This is a genomic window from SAR324 cluster bacterium, assembly GCA_015232315.1.
Taxonomy (GTDB): Bacteria; SAR324; SAR324; order SAR324; family NAC60-12; genus JADFZZ01.
This window is the reverse complement of sequence record JADFZZ010000033.1, coordinates 1-23638: the sequence shown is the minus strand read 5'-3', so window position 1 is coordinate 23638 and position 23638 is coordinate 1. Positions and strand designations below refer to the sequence as shown.

The 23638-nt window shown below is 47.1% G+C and carries 10 protein-coding genes; 3 read left to right on the top strand and 7 right to left on the bottom strand.

Going from position 1 to position 23638, the window contains the following annotated elements; translation table 11 throughout:
• Positions 1–91: 91 nt before the first annotated feature.
• The 4 genes from HQM11_17350 to zorA all read right to left on the bottom strand — a co-directional run bounded on the left by HQM11_17350 (position 92) and on the right by zorA (position 6365).
• The gene (locus HQM11_17350; protein ID MBF0352804.1) at positions 92–1483 is read right to left on the bottom strand and encodes a polynucleotide adenylyltransferase; all 1392 of its coding nucleotides are present in this window, start codon (positions 1481–1483) and stop codon (positions 92–94) included.
• A gap of 252 nt (positions 1484–1735) precedes the next feature.
• Entirely contained in the window at positions 1736–3199 is a 1464-nt protein-coding gene (locus tag HQM11_17345) for a hypothetical protein (GenBank protein ID MBF0352803.1), read from the bottom strand.
• Positions 3200–3213: 14 nt separating this feature from the next.
• Positions 3214–4107: an OmpA family protein gene (locus HQM11_17340; protein ID MBF0352802.1), complete on the bottom strand. Its 894-nt coding sequence runs from the start codon at positions 4105–4107 to the stop codon at positions 3214–3216.
• On the bottom strand, positions 4107–6365 hold the full coding sequence (zorA, locus tag HQM11_17335; GenBank protein MBF0352801.1) for an anti-phage defense ZorAB system ZorA: 2259 nt from the start codon (positions 6363–6365) through the stop codon (positions 4107–4109). Before zorA ends, HQM11_17340 begins: the two co-directional genes overlap by 1 nt.
• Before the next feature lie 588 nt (positions 6366–6953).
• Between zorA and HQM11_17330 the strand changes: the two genes are divergently transcribed.
• Complete coding sequence (locus HQM11_17330) at positions 6954–7346, top strand: hypothetical protein (protein ID MBF0352800.1); 393 nt, start codon at positions 6954–6956, stop codon at positions 7344–7346.
• Here the strand turns inward: HQM11_17330 and HQM11_17325 are convergent.
• Together HQM11_17325 and HQM11_17320 are read right to left on the bottom strand one after the other, a co-directional pair.
• Entirely contained in the window at positions 7339–8037 is a 699-nt protein-coding gene (locus HQM11_17325) for a hypothetical protein (protein ID MBF0352799.1), read from the bottom strand. The genes HQM11_17330 and HQM11_17325 overlap by 8 nt on opposite strands.
• Before the next feature lie 51 nt (positions 8038–8088).
• Entirely contained in the window at positions 8089–17577 is a 9489-nt protein-coding gene (locus tag HQM11_17320) for an Ig-like domain-containing protein (protein ID MBF0352798.1), read from the bottom strand.
• Positions 17578–17981: 404 nt separating this feature from the next.
• Here HQM11_17320 and HQM11_17315 point away from each other — a divergent pair, with 404 nt between their 5' ends.
• Together HQM11_17315 and HQM11_17310 are read left to right on the top strand one after the other, a co-directional pair.
• Positions 17982–18956: an SDR family NAD(P)-dependent oxidoreductase gene (locus HQM11_17315; GenBank protein MBF0352797.1), complete on the top strand. Its 975-nt coding sequence runs from the start codon at positions 17982–17984 to the stop codon at positions 18954–18956.
• Between the two features lie 123 nt (positions 18957–19079).
• Entirely contained in the window at positions 19080–22265 is a 3186-nt protein-coding gene (locus HQM11_17310) for a hypothetical protein (protein ID MBF0352796.1), read from the top strand.
• Between the two features lie 28 nt (positions 22266–22293).
• On the opposite strand, the gene HQM11_17305 is transcribed toward HQM11_17310, so the two are convergent.
• On the bottom strand, positions 22294–23055 hold the full coding sequence (locus HQM11_17305; protein ID MBF0352795.1) for an SDR family oxidoreductase: 762 nt from the start codon (positions 23053–23055) through the stop codon (positions 22294–22296).
• Positions 23056–23638 lie beyond the last annotated feature (583 nt).

The window sequence follows — 23638 nt, the reverse complement described above, 5'->3', positions numbered from 1 at the left end:
GCTGGAAACTTAGTCATCTTGTCAGGAAACTACAAGAACTTTTTTACAGGCAAATCCGGGAATTTATTATCAGCAAGACATCCATGTGTGTCTATTCGACCAGTCCGTTACAAATCTGAAGTTTGGCCCATGAAAGACAGGATTCCAGAGTGGTCAGTTCTCCATCAAGCTGAAGTTCAAAGGCCTCTTTCAGTAAATTTCCCATTGCGGGGCCAGGTTTCATGCCCAGTTCCAGCAGATGTCGGCCCATCAATATCGGTTTGGGAGCACTTGCGTTGATTTCCAGGGATTGTGCCCGTGAAAGCAGCCATTCCGCCGCCGGAAATTCACGGGCAAGCGCATCGGGTGTGGTTCGTCCGAAATGATCCGCAGTGGCAACGTTGAGGAGATCCGGAATATTAATTTTCAATGCCAGCCGCCTGATGGCGCCATCACGGATCTGTTCCCTGACTTTATAAAAATGAGCGGGTTTGAGGTGTTCCTGAACATAAAGAACCACTTTGTCGATCAGAACCTGATGATCTGTCAAACGGTGCATAAACGAAAGGGTTGGCTCAGTTCCACGGGACTCATGTGCCGGACTCCGCCAGCGGTCATCCTGAAACACCGTGGTGAGCGGTTTACCAAAATCATGGCACAAGGCGCCATACATCAGGGCCAGATCTTCCGTTTCATTGCCGTTTTTCAGTTTTGCGGCCTCGTCCATCACCATCAGGGTGTGTACCCAGACATCTCCTTCGGGATGCCATTCCGGATCCTGCGGAACGCCTCTCAGCGCATCCAGTTCAGGAAATATTGACAAAATACCCAACTGCTCTGCGGCCTTCAGTCCCAGTGACGGTTTTTCTGCTCTGAGAAACAGTTTGTTGAATTCTCCAAACAACCGTTCTCTAGGCAGTTCGGTCAAATCCATCTGTTGACAAAGTTGAACGGTGGGTTCAGCGATTTCAAATTCAAAACGACCGGCGAATTGCATGGCTCTCACGACCCTGAGCGGATCTTCGCCGAAGGAAGCACCCACATGCCGGATGAGTCGCTGTTCCAGATCTTGAATTCCATGAAACGGATCAATCAATTGCTGACGACAGATATCAAACCCAATGGCATTGATGGTGAAATCACGCCTGGAAAACGCCTCCTGCTGACTCATTTCAGGATCCGCCTCAATCAGAAATCCGCGGTGGCCTTTGCCGGTTTTATTGTCCCTGCGGGGAATACTGACATCATATTCTCCTTCTGCTGTGGATAATTTAAGAACACCAAAACTTTTTCCAACCGCATTGACCGCACCAAAGGACGATAAAATTCCTGATAGTTTTTCAGGAGAAATCCCATAGATTTCGAGGTCCATGTCCTTGGAACTGGAACCAAGCAACAAATCCCGCACGGCGCCGCCAACAAGCAGGGCGTTGCCTCCGGCGTCATGGATGGTTTGCGCTATCTGGAGGAGTTCTTCAGATAAGGAAAATTTGAAATAACTCATGGGAACCTACGTGAACTTTGTCCGGGAACAACTGGGAAAACGCCTTGATATTGCCAAAACCTTTAAGGATCAACCCAAAAACCCAGGGCTGTTTAATTGTAAGCTTTCAGCTTTCAGTATTCAGCTTTCAGTGTTTATGCGCCTCAGAAGCATTATGATTCAATAGCAGAAAATATCGTTAGGCTTCAAGTCTTTGATAATTTCTGAAAACTGATAGCTGACGGCTGAACGCTTCCCCTATGTTTTGCTGTTTTACCGGGAAGCATCCGGGATCATACCCAGAGCATTTAACTGGCGGGATAATTCATTTTCCCAGATTTGAGGGGTTTGAATCAATCGGGGTTTTACAGATTCTCTGTTGGTATTGAGCATTTTTAATTTACCGGGATCTTCTTTTTTGAGATCAGAACTGATGGACTGCTGATCAAACTCGAAGGGGAGCCTGGAAATGGAATAAAAATAGGATCCATTGCCTGCTCCGGAAAATTCCACAAACACTGAGGAACCAAGCTTCATCAGCAGTGTGTTGGATTTTCCATTGCTATCCAGGGTACCCAACCGGTCTTTCTTGCGTGTGATCAGTGGCACATATTCCTCCTGTTGACGAACCATGGGTTTGAGCATGATCCTGGAATATGAAACCTGCTGGCTATAGCGATTCCAGAAATCAATCATCCGTTTGCAGTTGACAGGATCTTGTTCAATCATTTCAAAAAAATCCTGTAAATCCTCATTCACCAACCAGCCTGTCACCATGAATCTGGTTTCAGGAAGCACCCTGTTCCATTCGGGAGAACGGGAATCCCGTTGAGGATTTTTCCAGTAATGCAGAATCACGGTCAACAATCCCGGATGGAGTCTATGTTCTGAACATTGTTGATAGCGGTTCATTAACAAACCCAGACCTTCATGCAGATACAAGGAATGACGTTCCAGTTCTGCACAGATCAACGGCCATGGTTCCTGTTGACGTTCTTCTGGTGGTTCACGCTCTGGCAATGCCAGAATTTCCTTGAAGCGATTGTCGTCATAGTGAATGGATTCATGAACCGCTGAAAACACAATAGCAGACCAGAACCAGCCATCTTCGGGCATTTTCATTTGTTCCTTGAGGGCTTGCAGACGAGCGTGATCCCCCTTCAAAAATTCCATGACATAGGGCTGACAGGGATTGGATTGCAATAAATTGAGATGCTGTTCCAGCATAGCAATCCAGACTCGAGGTTTGGATCTACGTTTCATTTCATCAAAGGTCTCAGCCAGAAACTGGCGGATATTTTCCCAGTTTTGCTGTCCGATTCCTGTACCTTTGGATGGAATGAACCGGAAATAACCAAAAATGAGTAGTTTGCGCCAATGGAGGGAATTCAACTCAAATTCTTGCCAGGACTCTTTGAAACGTCCCCAGTATTGGTAAAACAGAGGGCTGTTTATCAGTTTTAACGCATCAGGAAACAAGCCTGGATCTTCGTGATTGAGGCCCAAACTAATGAAAAACAAATCCCGTTTTTGCAGCGAATATCCACCGTAATCTTTCAATTTTCTCAGTGACGCAATGATCTGGTGCGACGCCCGGTGCAGCTCTCCGGAAGGATGAAAGGTTTCAATCAGATTTTCCAGCAACGGATTCAACGATTCTCCGGGAAATGGATTGTATTTCAAATCCCAGTTTTGCTGAATCAATTCGAGCCGCCGGGCCAGTGATGTTTGAGACATAGAACTCATGGCTGTTATAGTTGGCATCGACCAAAGTTACTGGCAACATCCAGCAGATTTTCACTGTTTTTCAGAACAAGGTCCCGGCCTAAAACAGTTTCAACCGCTTTGAGGAACTCTTCTGAACCTGTATATTCGTTTCCAACCAATCCTCTGAGAGCGTATGCTTTAGGAATGGAACTCTGTTTATCCAAAGCATACAAACCCTGCATGGTCAGTTGATATGTTTCCGGAGCATTGACAGGCTCTTCCGTCAAACCATAAAAATCCAGTTTCCATTCAACACGCCGACTTTCATCCGCGGAAGATTTGCTGGAATTTGAGGAAAAGCCTCCAACCAGAAAGAGTTTCTGGATTTGCAGTTTTTCCGACAAAGTCAGAACGGATGATTGATCTGGTGAAATCAGTGAGCAAAGAACCGATTGAGAACGTTTGAGACTCAGATCAAGATTGTAGAGATACGACCCCTTGGAATCGGTGAATCCTTCCACAATGATTCGTTTTAACCAGCGTTTGCCATTTGGACTTTCCGCAACCTTGAGCAGTTCGGACGCAAAATAACGGAGCTTTCCCTGAGTGGTACTGGAAATATGATAATCCGCATAGGGAAAGAGTGCCTCTGTTCCAAAATTGATTTTTTTCCGCTCACAATCTACCTGGATCGAAGACAGTTTTGCATTGGCACCAAGCATTTGTTGAAGATCCTGACAAAATGTCATGATTTCCTGTTTTCGAATGTCTTCATTAGCGAGACTTTCGTTGATTTGCCGTGTCACATTGAGCAGTGTCACACACATCACCACCAGAAACAGAACCATCAACGCGGTCATCAAATCCGCATAGGAGATCCAGAAAGGTTTTTCGCCTTCATCAGAAGACTTCACGGGAATTGAGGGAGAACGAAACATCAACTTCTCCTGCTGGAATTTTGGGCCAATTGCAGTTCCGCGGCCACTTCACTGAGAATATCCGCGGCTTCCTTGAGGCTTTTTTGAAATTCCTGATTGGATGTTTGCAAACTGCGGGCAACCCCCTCACCGAAATTTTCAAACGCGGAGGAAAGGGTATCGTCCAGTTGTGTGGTATATTCCCTGGTCGCGTGGATTAATGCTTGAGTGTTTTCTGAAAAGGACTGGATTTTTTCAACCGAGTTTTCCAGTTGATCGAGCAGGTTTCTGTTGACGCTCACATCCCGTTTAGAGGTTTCGAGCATGCTCTGTAAACTTTGAGTCATCTGCAATATCTGCTCATGCGTTTGACGGTATTCCTGATTCATGTGGTGCAGATCCATGGCGACCTGCTGTAAGACGGTGGAAGTCTGCCCCATATTTCCAGTGGATTCCAACAGCTTTGCATACCCCTGATCAGCCTGCCTGGTGGCTTGTAGCAGCGTTTCACTGGCTTTATTGAAGTCGCCCCAGATTCCACTCATTTTCTGAACAGTACCCGATAAGGTGGTAGCACTTTGATTCACTGAAACATCCAGTCGTTCAGCGGTGCGGCCCATCGCCTGAGCCGCGGTATGGGTGGAACTCACCATACGGTCGACTTCCTGTTTGAATTGGCCGATAAAGGTTTGCATGACCTGATTTTGTGACTCAATGGATTCCATCCCCTGTACTTTCATTCGATCCTGAGTTGCCGCGGATTCCTGCTGAATTTCCGTGATGGATTGCCAGGTTTGTTGATTACGCTGATCCACACGGAGCAGCAGATCATCAAAACGCTGACTGAAGTCTGTCATCAGCCTGTTTTGTTGAACAGCCACTGTTTCCATCACGTCCCTGATTTGACGCTGACCTTGCTCATCAAGCGATTCCCGCTGAGTCTGAAGATCCCGGACCATTCCCTGAATCTGTGTATCCAGTTGAGAAACCATCCGTTGGGTCATGGATTGAAGTTCAGACTGGGACGCTGTAGAGTTCATGCTCATCCTGGTCAGCATGTCTTCCATGTGTTGTATCATTGAAGTTTGAGTTGCCTGAACCTGAGACAATGCGTCTTTCAATTGCACACTGATGCTGTTGGTCGCATCCTGCCCGGCATGTCCCAGATTGTTGAGTAATCCCGCAAAATTATCCTGCATGGACCGCATGGAGTTGACGGATTGCCCCATCATGGAATCCAGTTGCCCCATTTGACTGCCCACTGTTGTTTGCAGTTGCCCCATGAACATGGTGATCAGATCCTGCAACCCTGTGACATGACTGTTGCCGACATCGCCTGAAAATTTGGTGATCTGTTTCAACGGCCCCTCAAACGTTTTTTGAATACTTTTTGTGATCGCGTTTGCCAGTTCTGTGGCCATTTTTTCTGATTGGACCCGTTGTTCACGGATTTGTTCATAAGTGTTTTTTTCCGAGTCTTTTCTAAGCGCCTCGACGACCCCATCCATAATTCGTTGCAAGTCGTCCACCATGCCTTGTTTGAGATGCTTTGCCTGATCCGTGCTTTCCCGGGAAGACTTGACCAGCGAAGCCAGATATTCCTCACCTACCCCGGATTCAAACAGTGCATCCACCACACAGGTAAAATTTTCCAGATAGCGATAGGCCCTGGTTAGCAGAATCTTTTCAATGAATGTCAGGATGATGGCACAGGCAATGGCCAGAAAGGAAGCGGTAAAGGCTTTCATGACCCAACCGAGGAGTCCCTGTAATTCCTGAGTGGTCTGGGTGGGATTGTCCACATGAAATCCTGTCAGACCAATGATCAATCCGGAAAAAGTTCCAATGATTCCAAGGCCTGTGAGGATTCCCGGCAAGTGTTTGAAAAAATCCGTGTGTAACCAGGTTTCGACAACAGACTGGGGTGAGAAAAAAGCGGCTGCTGGCAGGGTAGCCCTGACTCTCAGAACTCCCGGAGAAACTTCCTGTTCATGCAGGGTTTCCTTAAATTCAACCCACAAATGCTGTAAGGTGTTATGCCAGCCTTCAATCGAAATCTGGTCCCTGGTCAGAAAGGTCGCGTTTGTTTTAAGTTCTGCCTGTTTGGCCTTGAGTTCCCTGGTTCTCCGAAGAAGTTCCTTTCGGAGATTGATCCAGGGATAGACATAAAACATTCCGAAAATGATGATTGCGATTCCAATCAGCGCTTCAACGACATGATTGCTGGCAATAAACTCAATGATCGGCAAAAATAAATTCTGAATCCAATTCGTATTCATGATTTTCCAAGATTCACAGGTTACTCTTCCTCACGGAAAAAATTACTCAGCGATCCATGCTGAGCACAAAAACGACGCATAGTAGCATTACTTATCAACATGTCAATGAACTCCTGACTCAGTCAGGGCTGTTCAGTTATCAGGCAGGACGGGACTACGTGCCCATCAAACATACGATTGTGGAATTGGCGGGGCCTGTAATCCAATGTCATCAACTTAAGCATTCTGAACGGTGCTGTGTTTCAATTCCCCCTTGGTTCAAGGGGGTTAGGGGGATGTCATTCTGAGCGTTAAATCCCCCATGCCCCCTTTGAAAATGGGGATTCCCCAGCGAAGAACGCCTTAAGTTGACGACATTGGCCTGTAATCCCCGCCTATCATCCGGTTGACCCTCAAAAGCAGAAGAACTGAATAGCCCCGGGGCGGCCTCAATCCTTAATAAAATATATTTTTTTTATTTATTAACTTCAATAAACTAAGTGAATAATCTCCCTTTAAATAATTTTCCCAGCAACTGGATGTTATGCTTTTTGCATGAGAGTCGAATGTTCATTCGTGACCAGGGGTTCATCACAAGCAAGGAAAATTATGAAAGATTCATTTTTCTCACTCAAGGCTCGATCATGCCTGTTGATCGCCAGTTTTGTAGTGAGTCTCGCAGGATGCGGAACAGAAAGTTACAGAGCCGATATTCATTTTGATATTCTTGAACCCTATCAATCCGCAGACAAAAGCACTGTTACCGCCACGGTCATTGCCTATGAACTGAGCGATCAATGCGATGCTTCTGACGTAACAACCACGATCAGGGTTCATCTTGAAAACGGCAAGATCAGGGATGAAGAAGTTCTTTTGGGACCCGTCATGAAAGGGGAATCCGCACTGAAAACAATCCGACTTCCGTCTGGTGGGGTGAATGCTTCACAGGTGGAATATCTGGAACCCTCGTTTTCATCAGAAAATTGCAAAAAATCTATTTGAAGGCCAGTATCCAGGCTTCCCAATGTGTCCCGAAATAATAATCAGCACTGACACTCAAGGGTAACAGACTGGCCTGCATCAAATTCAATCCTGTCATATTTTCAATCAGTTTCGGTGCGATCATAAACCTGAAAATCACCACATACAGCAATAACATCACAAAGGACGCCATCATTTTCTTGAAAATCGCATGCAGAATAATGTTGGTCTGCAACGCAATGTATTGTTGACGTGAAGGTCCGCCTCCCAGAATGCTCACCATTTTTTTCCACATGGCCATGGATTTGTAGGCTTGGTGCACTTCCGGTTCAATCTTGCTGGCGATCCAGTAATGCAGGGCATCCAGACGGTATTTCAGCAGATATTTCAGAAACCCGAATATTTCTCCAAAATTATATAAAAAACGGATAACGCCATACAGAACCGATCCCAGATAAACCTGGGTGATCCACAAGGTGGCAGAATAGGAGTCCAGAAACCTGGGGAACGCAAACACTGAGGCGGTGATGAGGACGATATTGAGCAGAATGTTCCAGAACATTTCCCTGAAGGTCCTGTCCATGTGCTGGAGCGCGAGACTGTGGCCTTCCTCCAGGCTTTTGAAAACCTGCCAGGATACCACCATGTTTAAAGTTTTGTGGGCACCAACCACCAAATCAGCCGCATAATCCCATATCTTTTTTTCACTCAAACATGTCTCGCAGGCAAATGAGGCTGAAATAGCAAATGAGGCAAAAATCTATTAATCCGCATGATAAATCATCCGTTCATAGTTAACGTCTCCGTTCAGACCTAAGGTTGAACCGCAGCGATAGCCTCCTGAAATATTACCGCTACTGGTATGAAAACATAATCTTTCACCCGGATAGCTTCCGGATGCTGTATCACAGGAATTTTTACTGACCCCATCACCCGTGTGAGCAAAGCCCCAAGCCTGACTGGTGTTATAATACCAATCCACTCCATTTGCGGTATGAACCGTTGTTGTATCCGCCGTAGTGACATAGGTGACATCAGCCCGGGGAGCGTGAGCCGCAATGATCAGTGTTGAAGAACTGGTGGCACGACAGGCAATCAGTAGATTGTTCTTGTTGCAAGCACTGAGAATGCTACTGAGAGCCGTGCTTCCATTAGCGTATGTATCCGAATAACATTGGGTCCAGCCACTGAGGCTGGAAATGGCTACATTGCTTTGAATTCCTGAAAATGTGGTTAAACTACCCGTTGTCGCAGATGTTGAAGTATAGCTTGATTTATTGTTCGTGGGATCTTTTACCACTACATTAAAATAATACAGGGTGCTGACCGACAATCCTGAAATATTGGCGCTGGTAATATTGGTTCCACTGGTTGCAAGAGTTCCGCTGGATTCCGCAGTGACAACAGTAGAAATGTTGTTGCTCAGAGAATAATACACATAATAGGTCAGTGTGGATGGTGTGGCGATGTTGTCCGTCGCGGCTGTCCAGCTCAACGTCAGACTTCCTCCGCTGATGTTTGAAGTGGAAAGTGTGCCTGTATTTCCCGCTGTCGGCGTTGTATAATCCACAGTAAAAGTGCTTACAGTCAGTGAATTGCTTATTCCTCCATTTGCGTCAGTTACCTGAATTGTACAATTGCTGTAGGTTCCTTCTGTAAGAGCTGTGAACGATATCGTGTTGTTTCCGGAAACAGATGAGGTTGTCACACTTGTACAGCTTCCACCATAAGTGATGGTTCCCGCCTCTGTTGAACTGAAGGTATAGGAAGGGGTTGTGCTGGTGGTTGAACCAATCGAAGTGACTTCCGCCAGGACAGGAGCAACCCCATCAACAACCAGAGCTTTTTGTCCGGCAATCGAACTAGCACCGCCCACAGCAGGCAACGTCAGAGTCGCGTCATTGCCGTTGCTGTCTTTAATGGTGCCACTATTGAGTGCCAAAGCGGAAGTTGACGTGTAATCCAGATCCGCTGAATTATCCCCACTTTGAACGGTGTAAGTGAAAACCAGGGTGGTGCTACCACTGCCACTGGCATAACTGGCATTACGGTCGGTGGTTCCTGTTTCCAGGGTCAGGTAGGGTGCACCAGTGACGATCACAGCCTCGTTGAAGGTCACCGTCAGATCAATGTTTTGGCCCAAAATATACGTTCCATTTGCGGTGGAAGAGGACACCGAACTGATTTCTGGAATAACGCCATCAATCACAATGGCTTTTTGTCCGGCAATCGAACTAGCACCGCCAACGGTAGGCAACGTCAGAGTCGCATCATTGCCGCTACTGTCCTTGATGGTTGCACCATTGAGTGTGAGCGCGGAGGTGTTTGTATAATCCAGATCAACAGCATTGTCTCCATATTGTACCAGGTAGGTGAAGTTCAAGGTATCACTTCCGCTCCCACTGCTGTAAAGAATGCTACGATCTGTGCTTCCAGTTTCGAGGGTCAGTAATGGAGTCCCCCCTGCCACGGTAACCACATCATTGAAGGTGACACTGATGGTAATGCTATCCCCTAATTTATAAGTTCCGTCAGTGGTGGACGAAGAAACCGAACTGACGGTGGGAATCACTCCATCGACCAAAATCGCTTTTTGTCCAGCGATGGAATTGATACCACCCACAGCAGGCAACGTCAGGGTCGCGTCATTGCCGTTGCTGTCTTTGATGGTGCCGCTATTGAGCGCCAATGCGGAAGTTGAGGTGTAATCGAGATCCGCTGAATTGTCGCCACTCTGAACGGTGTAAGTGAAAACCAGGGTGGTGCTGCCGCTACCGCTGGCATAACTGGCGTTGCGGTCAGTGGTTCCTGTTTCCATGATCAGGTAGGGCGTTCCAGTCACAGTCACTGCTTCACTAAAAATCACAGTCAGGTTAATGCTTTGGCCCAGAATATAAGTTCCATCAGAACTGGATGAAGAAACTGAACTGACCGTGGGAATCACCCCATCAACAACCAGAACTTTTTGTCCGGCAATCGAACTAGCCCCGCCAACAGCAGGCAAAGTCAGGGTCGCGTCATTGCCGTTGCTGTCCTTGATGGTGCCGCTATTGAGCGCCAAAGCGGAAGTTGACGTGTAATCAAGATCCGCTGAATTGTCCCCACTTTGTACCGTGTAACTAAAGACTAGCGTGGAGGTACCGCTACCGCTGGCATAACTGGCGTTGCGGTCGGAAGTTCCTGTTTCCAAGGTCAGATAGGGTGTGCCAGTGACGTTCACAACTTCACTAAAAGTCACAGTCAGATTGATGTTTTGGCCCAAAATATATGTTCCATTTGTGGTGGAAGAGGACACTGAACTGACAATCGGCAGAATCCCATCAATCACCAGCGATTTATTGTAGGCTAATGAGCCAGTCGCTCCAGGCGTAGGGAGTGTCAGAAGGGCATTATGACCGGCTGCATCCTGGATGGTGGAACCATTGAGCGTGAGCGCGGAGGTGTTTGTATAATCCAGATCAACGGAATTGTCTCCAGCTTGAACCATGTAGGTGAAGTTCAAGGTATTACTTCCGCTCCCACTGCTATAAAGGATACTGCGATCTGTGCTTCCGGTTTCGAGAGTCAGTAACGGATAGCCTCCCGTCACCGTCACCGTTTCATTGAAGGTGACACTGAGAATCAGGGTATCTCCCAGTTTGTAGGAACCATTTGCGGCAGAGGATGACACCGAACTGATTGAAGGACTGACGGTATCAATCTCAAAGGTGCTCACGGTCAGAACGGTACTCTGGTTGGAAGCCGAGTCAGTTACGCGAAGGGTACAGTTGCTATAAGTGCCATCGGCCAGCGTTGTAAAGGTGATCGTGTTATTGCCAGCCGTCACTGATGAAGTGCCGCTGGAGCAACTGCCGCCATAGGTGATGGTGCCGGCTTCGCTGGAACTGAACGTATAGGACGGGGTGTTGTCTCCCGCAGGTGTCGGAATGGGGGTCACTTGAGCCAAGGTGGGAGAAGTCAAATCGATCGTGAAGGCACTCAGGCTTAATGAGGAGCTTGCATTACCAGCGGCATCAGTGACCTGGATGGTACAGTTGCTATAAGTGCCATCGGTCAGCGTTGAAAGCGTGATCATGTTATTGCCGGTTGTCGCGGAAGTCGTACCGCTGGAGCAACTGCCGCCATAGGTGATGGTGCCTTCTTCACTGGAACTGAACGTATAATTGGGCGTCGCGTCATTGGCTGGTGATGTAATTGCGGAAATTTGTGCTAAAACAGGCGATGTCTGGTCGTTAAGCACCTGGGTTCCAGTGGTTTGGGTGATCATGAGCGGATTTCCACCTTGATCAAACACCGCGTTAGCGACCGCATGAAGGCTTATGGTTTCTACACCAGAGGGGGTTCCTGTGTAGCTGATGTGTATTCGAATGACAGTTTCTCCTCCGGTCAAAGGATTACCCTCGGCATCGGTAATACTGGTGATCATCGCCCCCGTTGCACCGCCATTGTTGGATGTAAAGACCAGTTCCCAATCACCAATTGAGACCGCGCCACTACCATAAGGAGTTCCATAAACCCCTTCAGACAAGACAATTTCAATATAACTATTATCCGCGGAGACTGTTGCCGTGCTGAAGTTTGGGGAATTGGTATCTTGTGTATTGAATAACGCGGTCACTTCAAAAGGTGCCAAGGGTCGGTTATAGATGCGGACTTCATCCATGATCCCGTCAAAATAGCTGTCACTGTCTTTACCCAGAATCAGCGCGCTTGCATTGTCAACCAACGTAGTACTTCCAGTAGCCAGAGTCTGTGCAACGCCATCAAGATACAGCGTTCTGGTTCCAGCACTGTTCACAGCGGCCAGATGATACCATTGAGTTGTGGACAAAGTGCTAGTAGCTACACGCTGATCCATCATCGGCGCACCTTGGCTTAAACCAAGCGAATAGCCATCGGTGCCTTTTTGGATCAGTCCATCATCCTGCCCTGGATTCTGCACGTTGATCCAGGCTGAGAGGGTGTAAGATGAACCAGGATTCAGCAGCGAATTATGGGGAATCTGAACATCAGCGCTGATACCATTAAACGCATACGCGGACTCGGCATTTGAAAAACGATCCGCGGCAAGTACGGTATCGGTGACGGTTCCATTGAGATCATTGCCACTGATATCATTTCCAGTATGGGTGCTGTCGAAGGGATACCAGGCGACTAAACCCCGGTCAAGTTCCGTATAGAGATCCTGAATTTCATGGACCGTTAACTCACGGCTATACACAAGAATTTCATCCAGACTGCCTTTGAGGCGCTCATTGCCCTCACTGTTTTTACCAATATAGTAAATCGGCAAAGAGTAATCATCAATGCTCAAGGAGTCTTGAAACACTCCATTTACATACAGCGAAACGGCATTGGAAGCCGCGGAAAAGACCAGATGAGTCCAAATTCCTGTTGGCGCTTCATAGTCAAAAAAATAATCCGAGATTCCACTCAATCCTACTTTGTTGGTGCCCTCCAATTGTTCCAGTTTGAGACAGCGCGTGCCTGTGGACTCACAAAGAAGGGCCGCGGAAGTTTCTGTGGTATCGAGCCTCTTGACCCATAAAGCCGCAGTCCATGGCGGTGACACACTGTCAATTCCGGTAGTCATCTCGCTGGTGGAACCATCAAACAAATAGGCACTATCGGCATCTCCGTAACGATCAGTGGTCAAAGACGCACCGGTCACTGTGGCATTATGTCCATTGATCCCACCGTCATTGGCGTTTCCCGTAAATGGATAATACGCGACCAATGAGCTGCTGAGATCCACGGTTGTGAAGTTGAAGGTGTAGTTCACAGGCAACGCGATTGCCGGAACATCAGCACTTTGAACCTCAGTCGTCAGTGTCGCGGTGTAAATAGTGTTATCCTGTAATGCGCCGAAAGGGGTGAAGGTAGCGGTTAAATCGGTACTATTATAAGTGACATTTCCCGAAACATTTCCTGTGCCGTCATTGATAGTGAAACTGCTGGTTGTTAACGACGTTGGCTCAATCGGGGTTGAAAAATGAACCACAATCGATGAATTCAGGCTTAAGTCCGTTTGATTATCGGTGGGAGAAGTGCTTTCAATAAGACCCTGTATCACCAGATCCTGATTATCCGACAGCGAATTCCCACTGCCAATCGTTGGCAGGTTTTGAGCAACGCTCGCTCCCGTTTCATCTGTTAAAATTCCTTCGGGATTGATGGCAGAACCTGACATATACTCCAGATCCGCGGAGACATCACCCGCCTGGATGGTATAGCGGAATACCAGTTCGTTGGTGCCACTGCCGGATACATAGCTCGCTATTCCGGATGATGTTCCTGTATCAAGGTCAATACCAGGTGTTGTATCAGTATCAATATACACCAGGTCATCGAATGTCACATGGATGTCAATGGTCTGGCCATAAGTATAGGTGCCATTCCCTGTGGATGCAATCACGTCGATTATTCCTGCCAACGTAGAATCAATAGTGAATTCATTGATGTTCAGTGTGTTGCTTTCATCATCGCCATCATCGGTTAAACTGACAGTACAGTCACTGTACATTCCATCGGCCAGACCATTGAATGTGATTGTATATAATAGCGAGCCATCCTCAGCTTCCGTTAGTGACGTATCAGGTGCTGTATCAAAACAGGAACCTGCCAGATTCAATGTTCCTTCAAAATCAGAACTGAAGGTGAAACCGGGAGTCGTATCATTCGTAGGAGAAGGTACGGGTGTAACTTCGGTAATCACTGGGTAAATGGTGCCTATGGTAAATTCTGACAGCGTCAGGGTCGAATGGTTGCCCAGGGAATCGGTGATTTTGATCTGGCAGGCTGAATAGGTTCCAAAGGCGAGTTGGTTCAAAGCGATGCTGTTGTCACCTTTCACTGCGGTTGTCTTGGCACTGGAGCATTGACCCGGATAAGAAATAGTGCCGGCAATACTGGAGTTGATCACCACTGTGGGTGTGGTGTTTTCTGTCACTACGGGCACTCCGGTTACAATAGACAGTGTTGGGGCCTCTGTGTTGATGACAAAGGTTGAAACCGTCAAAGCCAGAGACTTTGCGCCCTCAGCATTGGTTAGATAAATTTTACAGTTGGAATAGGTGCCGTCATTCAGTTGATTGAAGGTAATGCTGATATCCCCCGCAGTGGGCACCTCCGTGGTGGTACTGGAGCATCCTCCCTCATAAGTCAGTTTGCCTGGTTGATCAGTAAAAAATTTATAGGCTGGAGTTCGATTCGAAGTGGGGGTGGAAACCGGTTGCACTTCCAGTAACACAGGAGCCTCTGTTCCAGCAAGTATCACCTGAGATGCCTGCTCCAACGTGGTTTGGGCAGTTTGGGCCTGTGAAATAATGGTGGCATCATTGACCAGACTTCCCGCTACAATGGTTTCTCCACGGTCCATGGACGCTCCAAGGTTCTCCAGAAAAGCGTCAAAATCAGGATCATCATCGTCATTGTTGGAACTGGAATTGACCGAGGCGACAACGACTGAAGCAATGACATTGATCGAACTCATCGCTTTGGCCACATCGCCCTTTTGCAATAAGGTATCCGTGGATTCCGCCATGGTGTTGGTCGCCATGAACAGATCCTCAAAATTCAGATTGGCGCCACCCGCCTGAACCACCTGCTGGATGGCTGACGTTGAAACCGCCGCAATTTGCAGGGCCTGATCCAGAGAACCACCGGCTTCAAGAATTTTGTTGGCGCTGGTGGCCGCCGCAGAAATCAATTCTACAGAAGCACTGGCGTTTCCACTGCTTTTTCCGACTACAGAGGATACCTGTTGCATAATGCTGTCCAACGCACTGGCATCCAGATCACTTTCCAGCAATGAATCCATCATTAACCCGAGATCAGCTCCGGCGGTTTCCAGTTTCTGAAAGGTGGATTCCATCGCTTTTGCGGAATTCTGTGCCTGGGTGGAGGCTTTTGCCGTCATACTGGCTAACGCTGTGCTATCGACAGTTCCGGTCAGATCAACCTGTGATTTAAGGGATGTGGTAGCAGAGGAAGCCGCGCTTTTAAGCATTACTTCCATATTCTGGCCTTTACGCCCCGATGAATTGTCCAGAGTCTGCGAAAGAGCGGCCCCCAGAGACTGTGACAGGTTTCCGGCCAGGTTCGTGGCTTTGGCTGGGGGCGAATTCCCGGTCAGGTCGATTCCAAGTTTGACGGTTTCAGTCAGAATCTGCTCCGCAATGGCAGAGGCGATCGCGGCCTGATTGTCATCATTTGTATTGGAGCTGACAGTTTTGGCTGTGCTGACAACGGCAAGAGTTGTCAGATTTGATACCAGATTGCCCATTTTGGTAGTTGAGGCCCCACTCAAATCCTGTTTACGCAGTTGAGTTCCAGCGGTCGATGCCACTGTTTGAGTCAAATTGCCCAACGTGGCTGTTGACAGATTCTGGCTGTCTGCACCCGTATAAATTTTTGTCAGTCCTGTTGTCAGGGCATTGGTCATGTTGGTGGCCGTGTTGAGTGCCGCTGTGGATACGATGCCTTTTGACAGATCATTCATGAAAGGCTTGAGCGATTTGGTCACTTCAGCCGCGGCAGCTTTGGCAATAATATCTTTTTGCTGATCGGAAATACCGGTTGTGGAACTCAGGTTACTGCTGATGGTGGACGCCAGGATCTCAGAGAGTTTGTCACCTTGTTTTTTGAGTGTGGCTAAATTGGCTTTGCCGCTGGTCATGGTCACGGTGGAGGATGTCGCCAGTGCAGCCAATTCCTGGGCCAGACTTTCCATCAAGGTGTTTTTCTGGGACCCATTGAGCAAGCGCGGCAAAGCAAATTTAGCGGTTCCAGTATTGCTGGAAGTGTTGGCATTGAGCATCGAATCTTGACTCAAAATAACCGTGTTGCTAAACGCGGTACCAGCTTTGGTGCTGTCAGTGGCTTTTGTTTTGGTTATCACTTTGGAAGCAGTGTCCGAAACTCCATTGATGACGGCCTCGAGGATTATGGCATCACCGCCTGTAGACTGAACTTTTTGCGCCACGGTTTCCAGGGACTGACTGTAGGTGGAAAGATTGTTTTGCAGTGCCACAACACGGGCGTCTGTTTCAGAAAAGGCTCTTCCTGTTTGTCTGGCAAAACGCGCGGTGCTTTTAATCCCTTCCTGCACCACGGTTCCAGCTTCTGCCGCAGTGCGGCCCTGCCCGATCATCACGCCGGCAACCCGTGCCTGAAACGCGGTAGAATCCAGCAGTTTTGAGGGATATGACGGATCGGAAAGATCCCCGATTTTGGCGATGATCGTTTCAGGCGTTCTCAGTTTGTCCTGATGGATGATGGTATCGACCAGGATATCCGCCATGTTGCCCCCTTTAGGTTCCTGAGGGGTCCGGGCACGGAAATTTTTGTCGTTATAAAACTGACTGAAACTGACAGAAGAGCCAAATACCTGAACGGTCAAGGCATCCGCTTTGGTGTTGTAACTGTTTTTGGAAAGACCTTTAAGAACTGAAGAAATTCGACGTCTCACTTCCAACGCATCGGGATTCTTGCCAATTTCACGGAAGCAGGACGGGTTGGTGAAATATGCGCTACGCAAACTGCTGATCACATTGTTGCCCAGCAACTGGGTACTCAAAGCCTGTGTGACCGGATTCACATTCAGCACCTGTTCCACTGGTGGTGGTGGATCTTCATAGGCTGCTACCGGTTCAGGGATACTGCCTTCAGTGGGTTCTCCCGTAACCACGATGGAACTGACGATCCGGTATTGCCCCTGAGCGGTGGTGTTGGCACGACCCATGGTGCAACCACCGCGCTGAGTGGCTAGTTCCTGTATTGTGATTTTTTTATCACTGGCAGAGGGCAATACCCCATATACCAGCAGGGGGACCGTTGGATTGTGCACAAACACCTTGCCGGTTTTATCTGTTTCACAACGAAAAGCGGTGTCTTTGCGTGGCTCGGCGAGTTGTTCTTCCAGAGGCCGGTCATCATAATCGTAACCAAAATTAAAGGTGCCTTCCTCGTCAGAAATACCGATGTTGCAGATGTTCCCCTGTGCATCGATGGCAAACATCGGGGTATTGGGCTGAGCGACTCCGGCAGTGATGCGCCCTGCGGTGATGCGCCCTGCGGTGATGCGCCCGGCAGTGATGCGCCCGGCAGTGATACGCCCTGCGGTGATACGGTTGCCGCCTTCTATCGGGATATCATCGCATCCATGAAGTAAGAGGAGAAGTGCTATGGCTATGCCAAGCAATCCCAACAGGGAATAGCGGATAAATGCTGAATATTGTCTGATGAGTCGCATAGTATTTTGGCAGAATAATAGTTCTTAAGCATGCATGTCTAATGTATCAATCATGCGATTTGATTGGGTTAAAATGACATACCCTCCTGAATATATCAAAATAAATGAAGCCATCATCTATATGGAAATGAGTTGCCATGTATATTGAAAAAAAGCCTGGGTAATGCTTTAAATACTTTGAAAAAGATAAGAAAAATGAGTATCAACTTCCTGAACTTCATATTGTCCAATCTGATGGAGTAGAAATTCCTTTCAGGATGATTATTTTGATGTTTTATTTGCATCAGCAGTATTAAGTCATATTTGACTCGAAAACAGCGCGCAGTTCGTTTGCGAAAGTTTGTTTTGGCTTTGAACCGATGTATTGTGTACACTCTTGGAAAAATAATAGGGAGATTCCTACCATGACAAAAGAAATCAAAACAGTTCATTTGGAAAAGGTTATTAAAAACCACACAGGGGATATGACAGGTAAAGTGATTGTCATTACCGGAACTACGAGTGGAACGGGGTTTGTTTGCGCAAGAGAGATTGCCCGATTAGGTGGTTCGGTTGTGCTGTTAAATCGTGACAGTGAACGTTCAACATCATCTTATAAAAAATTGACTGAAGAGGTTTCAACAGGAAAATTTGATCCTATTACGTGTGATCTGCAAGACTTTGACAGTGTTCGTAAGGCAATAGCTGAAATCAAATCAAGATATGAGAAAATTGATGTATTGTGTAATAATGCCGCTGTTATGGCATTGAAAGATCAAGCCACCAAAGATGGCTATGATATTCAAATGCAGACTAACTGTATTTCGCATTTCCTGTTAACAAAGGAACTGTTTTCCTTATTGATGAAAAGCAGTGAGGCACGTGTAATCAATCATTCTTCAGGTGCAAGGTTAGGTAAGCCATTAGAAATCAAATACTTCGAAAAAAATGGTGGAAATTTGGGCGGAAATGGAAATGAAAAAGAAAATTCAAGTTTTTCCGGGCCACGATGGGAAAGATACCATCAAACCAAGTTAGCGAATTGTGCCTTTACCTATGGTTTAAAACAGAAACTCGAGCAACATCATATCAATAATGTAAAATCGCTACTGGCTCATCCGGGACTTGCTTTGACCAATTTGCGTTTTCCAACCATAGAAACAGGAGGTATGGAAACTGATAGTCCAATTATGGAAAATGCTCAAACCGCAGAAGATGGTGCTTTAGGCATTATCCGTGCCTGTTGTGATGAAAAAGCAAAATCAGGTGACTTCTTCGGTCCTAAAGGATGGACAGGCTTTCCTGAACTTTTGCCGCCGGAAGATCTACTGCTGGATCCTGAAAACATCCGAATCAACTGGGAAGGATGTGAAATGGCCGTTGGTGAATTTGTGTTCTAAGTGAGCGACCTCCAATGGGGGCAAAACAACGCTTCGCCTGATGGATAACAGGCCCCACGGGGCCAGGGCACGAGCAAACTTTTACAAATTACTCTTTTCCATTCCTTAGTGGATCGTTTCTTGATGCGTGTCATTGTTTTATTGCTCACTACGGTGTTATTGTTTCACTCGAGTCTTTACTGTGTGTCAGCACAGGAACAGACCGTGGATAAATTTACACATCTGGAATGGGAAACTCTGGAAACGCCCCACCTTAAAGTGCATTACCAGAAAGGTCTGGAAGAACTGGCCGGGATGGCCGCCAGGTATGGTGAGGAATCGCATCAGATTCTTTCTCCCTTGGTGGACTGGGAACCCAAAGAAAAAGTCCATCTGATCATCAGTGACATCAAGGATGAACAGGATGGAAACGCGGTGAATTTTCCTTATCCGATCCTGAGACTCTTTCCCAATGCCCCGGACATTTCCAGTCCGATCGCTGAATACGAATCTGGCGATTGGCTCCGTGCGCTCATTCTGCATGAATATTTTCACATCCTGCATCTGGATACCGTGGCTGGCTATTCCAAATGGTTGAGAGAGGCCTTCGGACGTCCGGGTTTTGCCCCCAATGCCAAAGTAAACGGTGCGTTTCTGGCGTTGAACGGCCCCAACAATTTCGCGCCTTTCTGGTTATGGGAAGGCCTGGCGGTATATTTTGAAACGGAACTCACCCAGTCCGGTCGTGGAAAAAGTCCCCAATCCGAAATGATTTTCCGGCTAGCGGCACTGGAAGACAAGTTCACCAGACTGGACCAGCTTGATTTCTTCCGTCCGGGAGGGATGCATGCGGCCCGCTATCTTTATGGTGCCTATTATGTCAACTATCTGGCAAATCTGGGTGATAACTGGTTTGTCAGGGATATGAATCATGACATTGCCAAATTACCACCTTATTGGGGAATTCTGTTTTCTCCTGCCAATCAAGAAGTTGGGGGAGAATATGAAAATTTTATTGAATTTCAGCGACAGGTTCAGATGGAACGGGTGGCTGTTTTGCAGACCCAGGAATTCACCCCGATACAATCAATGCGTGAAGATGGTTATTTGCAAAAAACATTTGCCCTGTCTCCTGATGAAACCAGCATGGCGTATGTCGATCACAGTGGTGATTGGGGAATACAGTTCATGCTCCTGGATCTGAAAACCGGATCGCGAAAGAAAATCAGCACTCAGGATGCCAGTTCCGCGGTGTGGCATCCCGAGGGACGACATCTGTTTTATACTTCGGTTCATGAACAGGGCCTTCATGCTTTTAGAGAATTGCATGTGTATGACAGCCAGACAGAAACAACACTGAGACTGACGACAAGTGCCCGTTTGGGAGATATTGATATTTCTCCCGATGGTCGCGAGTTTATTGGTGTGGAATATCATCAGGGACATCAGAATCTGGTGCTGTATGACATTCAAAAGAATGACGATTCGTTCAAAGTCATGAAAAAACTCGGATTGACAAATTACGTTTATCATCGGGTCTCGACGCCTCAATGGAATCACAAAGGCGACAAAGTGGCCTTTTCCTTGACCGACCGTCAGGGGAAAACATCAATGGTGGTGCTTGATTTGGCCAATGGTCAGGAATTGCTTAAAATTGAACAGGGGCATTTACAGGCGACTCCCCGCTGGGAACCGGAGGATCAGGGTCTGTTGTTCAGTTCAGATCATTCAGGTGTGAGCAACATTTATCGTTATGATTTCAATTCAGGGACATTATCGCCGGTGACCCATGTCATGGGCGGGGCCTACATGCCTCTGCCTGCGATCCAATCAGGAAAACTGTATTTTCAGAATTACACGACCAATGGCCTTGAACTGGCGAGCACCCAATGGCACCCCGGGATGCGTCGATCACAACAACTTCCAGTCATCACGCCAACCTGGAGGTATAGTTCCGAATTGAGCAGGAAACGTGATGCATCGGTGTCCCATGAGATTGAAGCATCGCCAAAACCTTATGATTCGATGCATGAGTTCACTCAACAATTCTGGTTTCCCTATGCGGAACTGGAGGATGATACCTATGTGCCGGGAGTGATCACTTCGGGCGAAGACCCTCTGCAAAATCATGCCTGGTATGGGGTTTTGGCCAAAGGACAGTATTGGTACCATCGGTTGGCCTACACCAATGATCAGTTGACGCCAACGTTGTCCCTGTCGTCGTCGCTGTTGCCAAGAGCTTATGTGAGTCCGGCCGCGGTTCCGAAATTTCAGGAACGTTACCACGAAGCCAGTTTGACCGCATCCAAAACAACTGAGGAAGGTGTAGCTCTGAGTGCCAGCCTGCTTTACAGCCATCAGCAACCGTTTGAAGGCTCTGAGTTTACAGAAACCATGAATCTTCGACATCGAAGCCAGATTGCCGGCTTCACCCTGAAACCTCTCGATCAGATTCCAGAACTGTATCATGATCCGAAAGATTATTTCAGCAAACGGACGTTCACAGGCCGACGGGTTGGTTTTTCAGTATCGCTGGGATATGGCGATTCCTACCATTATCCCTTGTCGATTCAGGAAGAAAATGGATTTGGGTTCAGCACCAGTTTTACCATGTATCCCGAAACCTGGGGTTCCAATCCCAAATTGAGGGTGTTGGATTCGCTGGATTTTGACAAGAGGTATCAGGAAGTGGGAGATCTCAATCCGGATGAGGATCAATTCACCATCAAGGAAGAAAACATCCTCATTGAAAATCTAGGAAACGACGAAATAAAGTTGTCCAATACGATGATGGTTTTTCAGGCCAACATGACCAGATTTTTTCCACTTTTCTGGAAGCATCATGTGTTGAAACTGGATGTTGGCTTGGGACACAATTTAAACCAGAATGAAACCCTTCCCGCGTTTTATACCAAATACAACATGTTAATCCGGGGCTACCGTAATCACCTGGAAACCGCACAAAGTTATCAGGCATCCAACCTGGAATGGGACTTCCCAATCAAAGAAGTCTTTCGCGGAATTGGGCTGTTACCATTTTATTTTCGCTTATTGCATGGCGCGTTGTTTTATGATTATTCGCAGTTTGATGGAAAAATGAGCTATTCGGATGTCATTGTTTCCAATCAGATTTTTTATATGCGCACGCTCGAATCAAAACAAATACGCCGCAGTACCGGATTTGAATTACGCTTGCTCAGCCGCTTCGGATTGAGATTCCCCATCAACCTGATTCTCAGATTCGCCTATGCTACGGATATCCAGCAGATTGCAGGTGCGGAAGAGGTAGATCCATTCTGGGTTGAATTTACCTATGGGATGTCGTTTTAGGCGAAAGTGTTCCTTATTTGCACATTCTTTATTGAATAGTCAGTCCGCCATCAATGACGAGTGAATGTCCATTGATATATGAGGCTTCATCAGAACTCAACCAGAGTATTGCCTTGGCGACTTCCTGTGGTTGACCAAATCGTTTGGACGGATTAACTGCCTTCATTTTATTGGTGAGTTCCACATTGTCGCCAAATCCACGTAATGCCATTTCAGTTTCGATCACCCCCGGGCATACCGCATTGACTCTGATATGGGATCGTCCCACTTCCAACGCCGCGGTTTTGGTCAAGCCAATCACAGCATGTTTACTGGCAATGTAGGCACCCATTTTGGGACTGCCAAATAATCCTGCAACAGAGGCGGTATTGACGATGGAGCCCCCTCCCTGCTTGAGCATCACCGGGAGTTGATACTTCATGCAGAGCCACACTCCCCGAACATTGACGGCCATCGTTCTGTCAAAAGTTGCTTCGTCGCAATCAATGATCGAAGCAATATTTCCCTCGATACCCGCGTTGTTGCAGGCGACATCAAGGCGTCCAAAAGTGGCCACTGTTTGATGCACCATGCGTTCAACATCTTTGGCCTCAGCGACATTGGTGTGAACAAAGAGCGCCTCCTGTCCAATATTTTTGATCAGGCTCACGGTTTCTTCCCCTTGTTGAATCTGGATATCCGCAACAACAACCGTGGCGCCTTCCTGCGCAAAAGCGAGCGCAGTCGTCCGGCCAATCCCATTGCTTCCGCCAGTCACCAATACCACTTTCCCTTCAAATTTCCCTGTCATACCAATTCCTTGTTTCATGTTGTGTTGATGGATTAACGCCAAACGTCAGTATACAGCAACTGATGTTTATGGAGGGGTGATTCATTCATTAAAACTGAGAACTTAAAGCTGAGAATTTACCACTGTCGAGAAACAATAGTGGTATTCGGAAATTATAATAAGATCGGTTAAGGACATCTTTCCGATACAATCAGGCCAACACAAAAAACAATTCCATATTTCTCGAGGCTTCATGTAACAAGCGACAATACTGGCGTTACCTTACTCGCTGTCTTCATGCATTACCTGACTCATGGATATTCTGTGTGCTACTGGAATTGACTGGAACTTGCCACAACAGTTCATGCAAAAATTCGCTACAACTTATCAGCGTGGTTCCTCAATTTTCATCCAATATTTCTAAAACTGGCGAGGGTATAGTTCATCAAGGGTTGTTTTTTGAGAAATAGGGAATTACTTGGGTTTTCGAAAAAAACATCTGTTGAGTTGTGTTGATTTGGCATAAAAATTTTCTGAGCGCCATTCACCCCAGGAGGACGTATGAAAATCCCTTGTATTGAAGCATTACCTTGGTTAGTAGCTG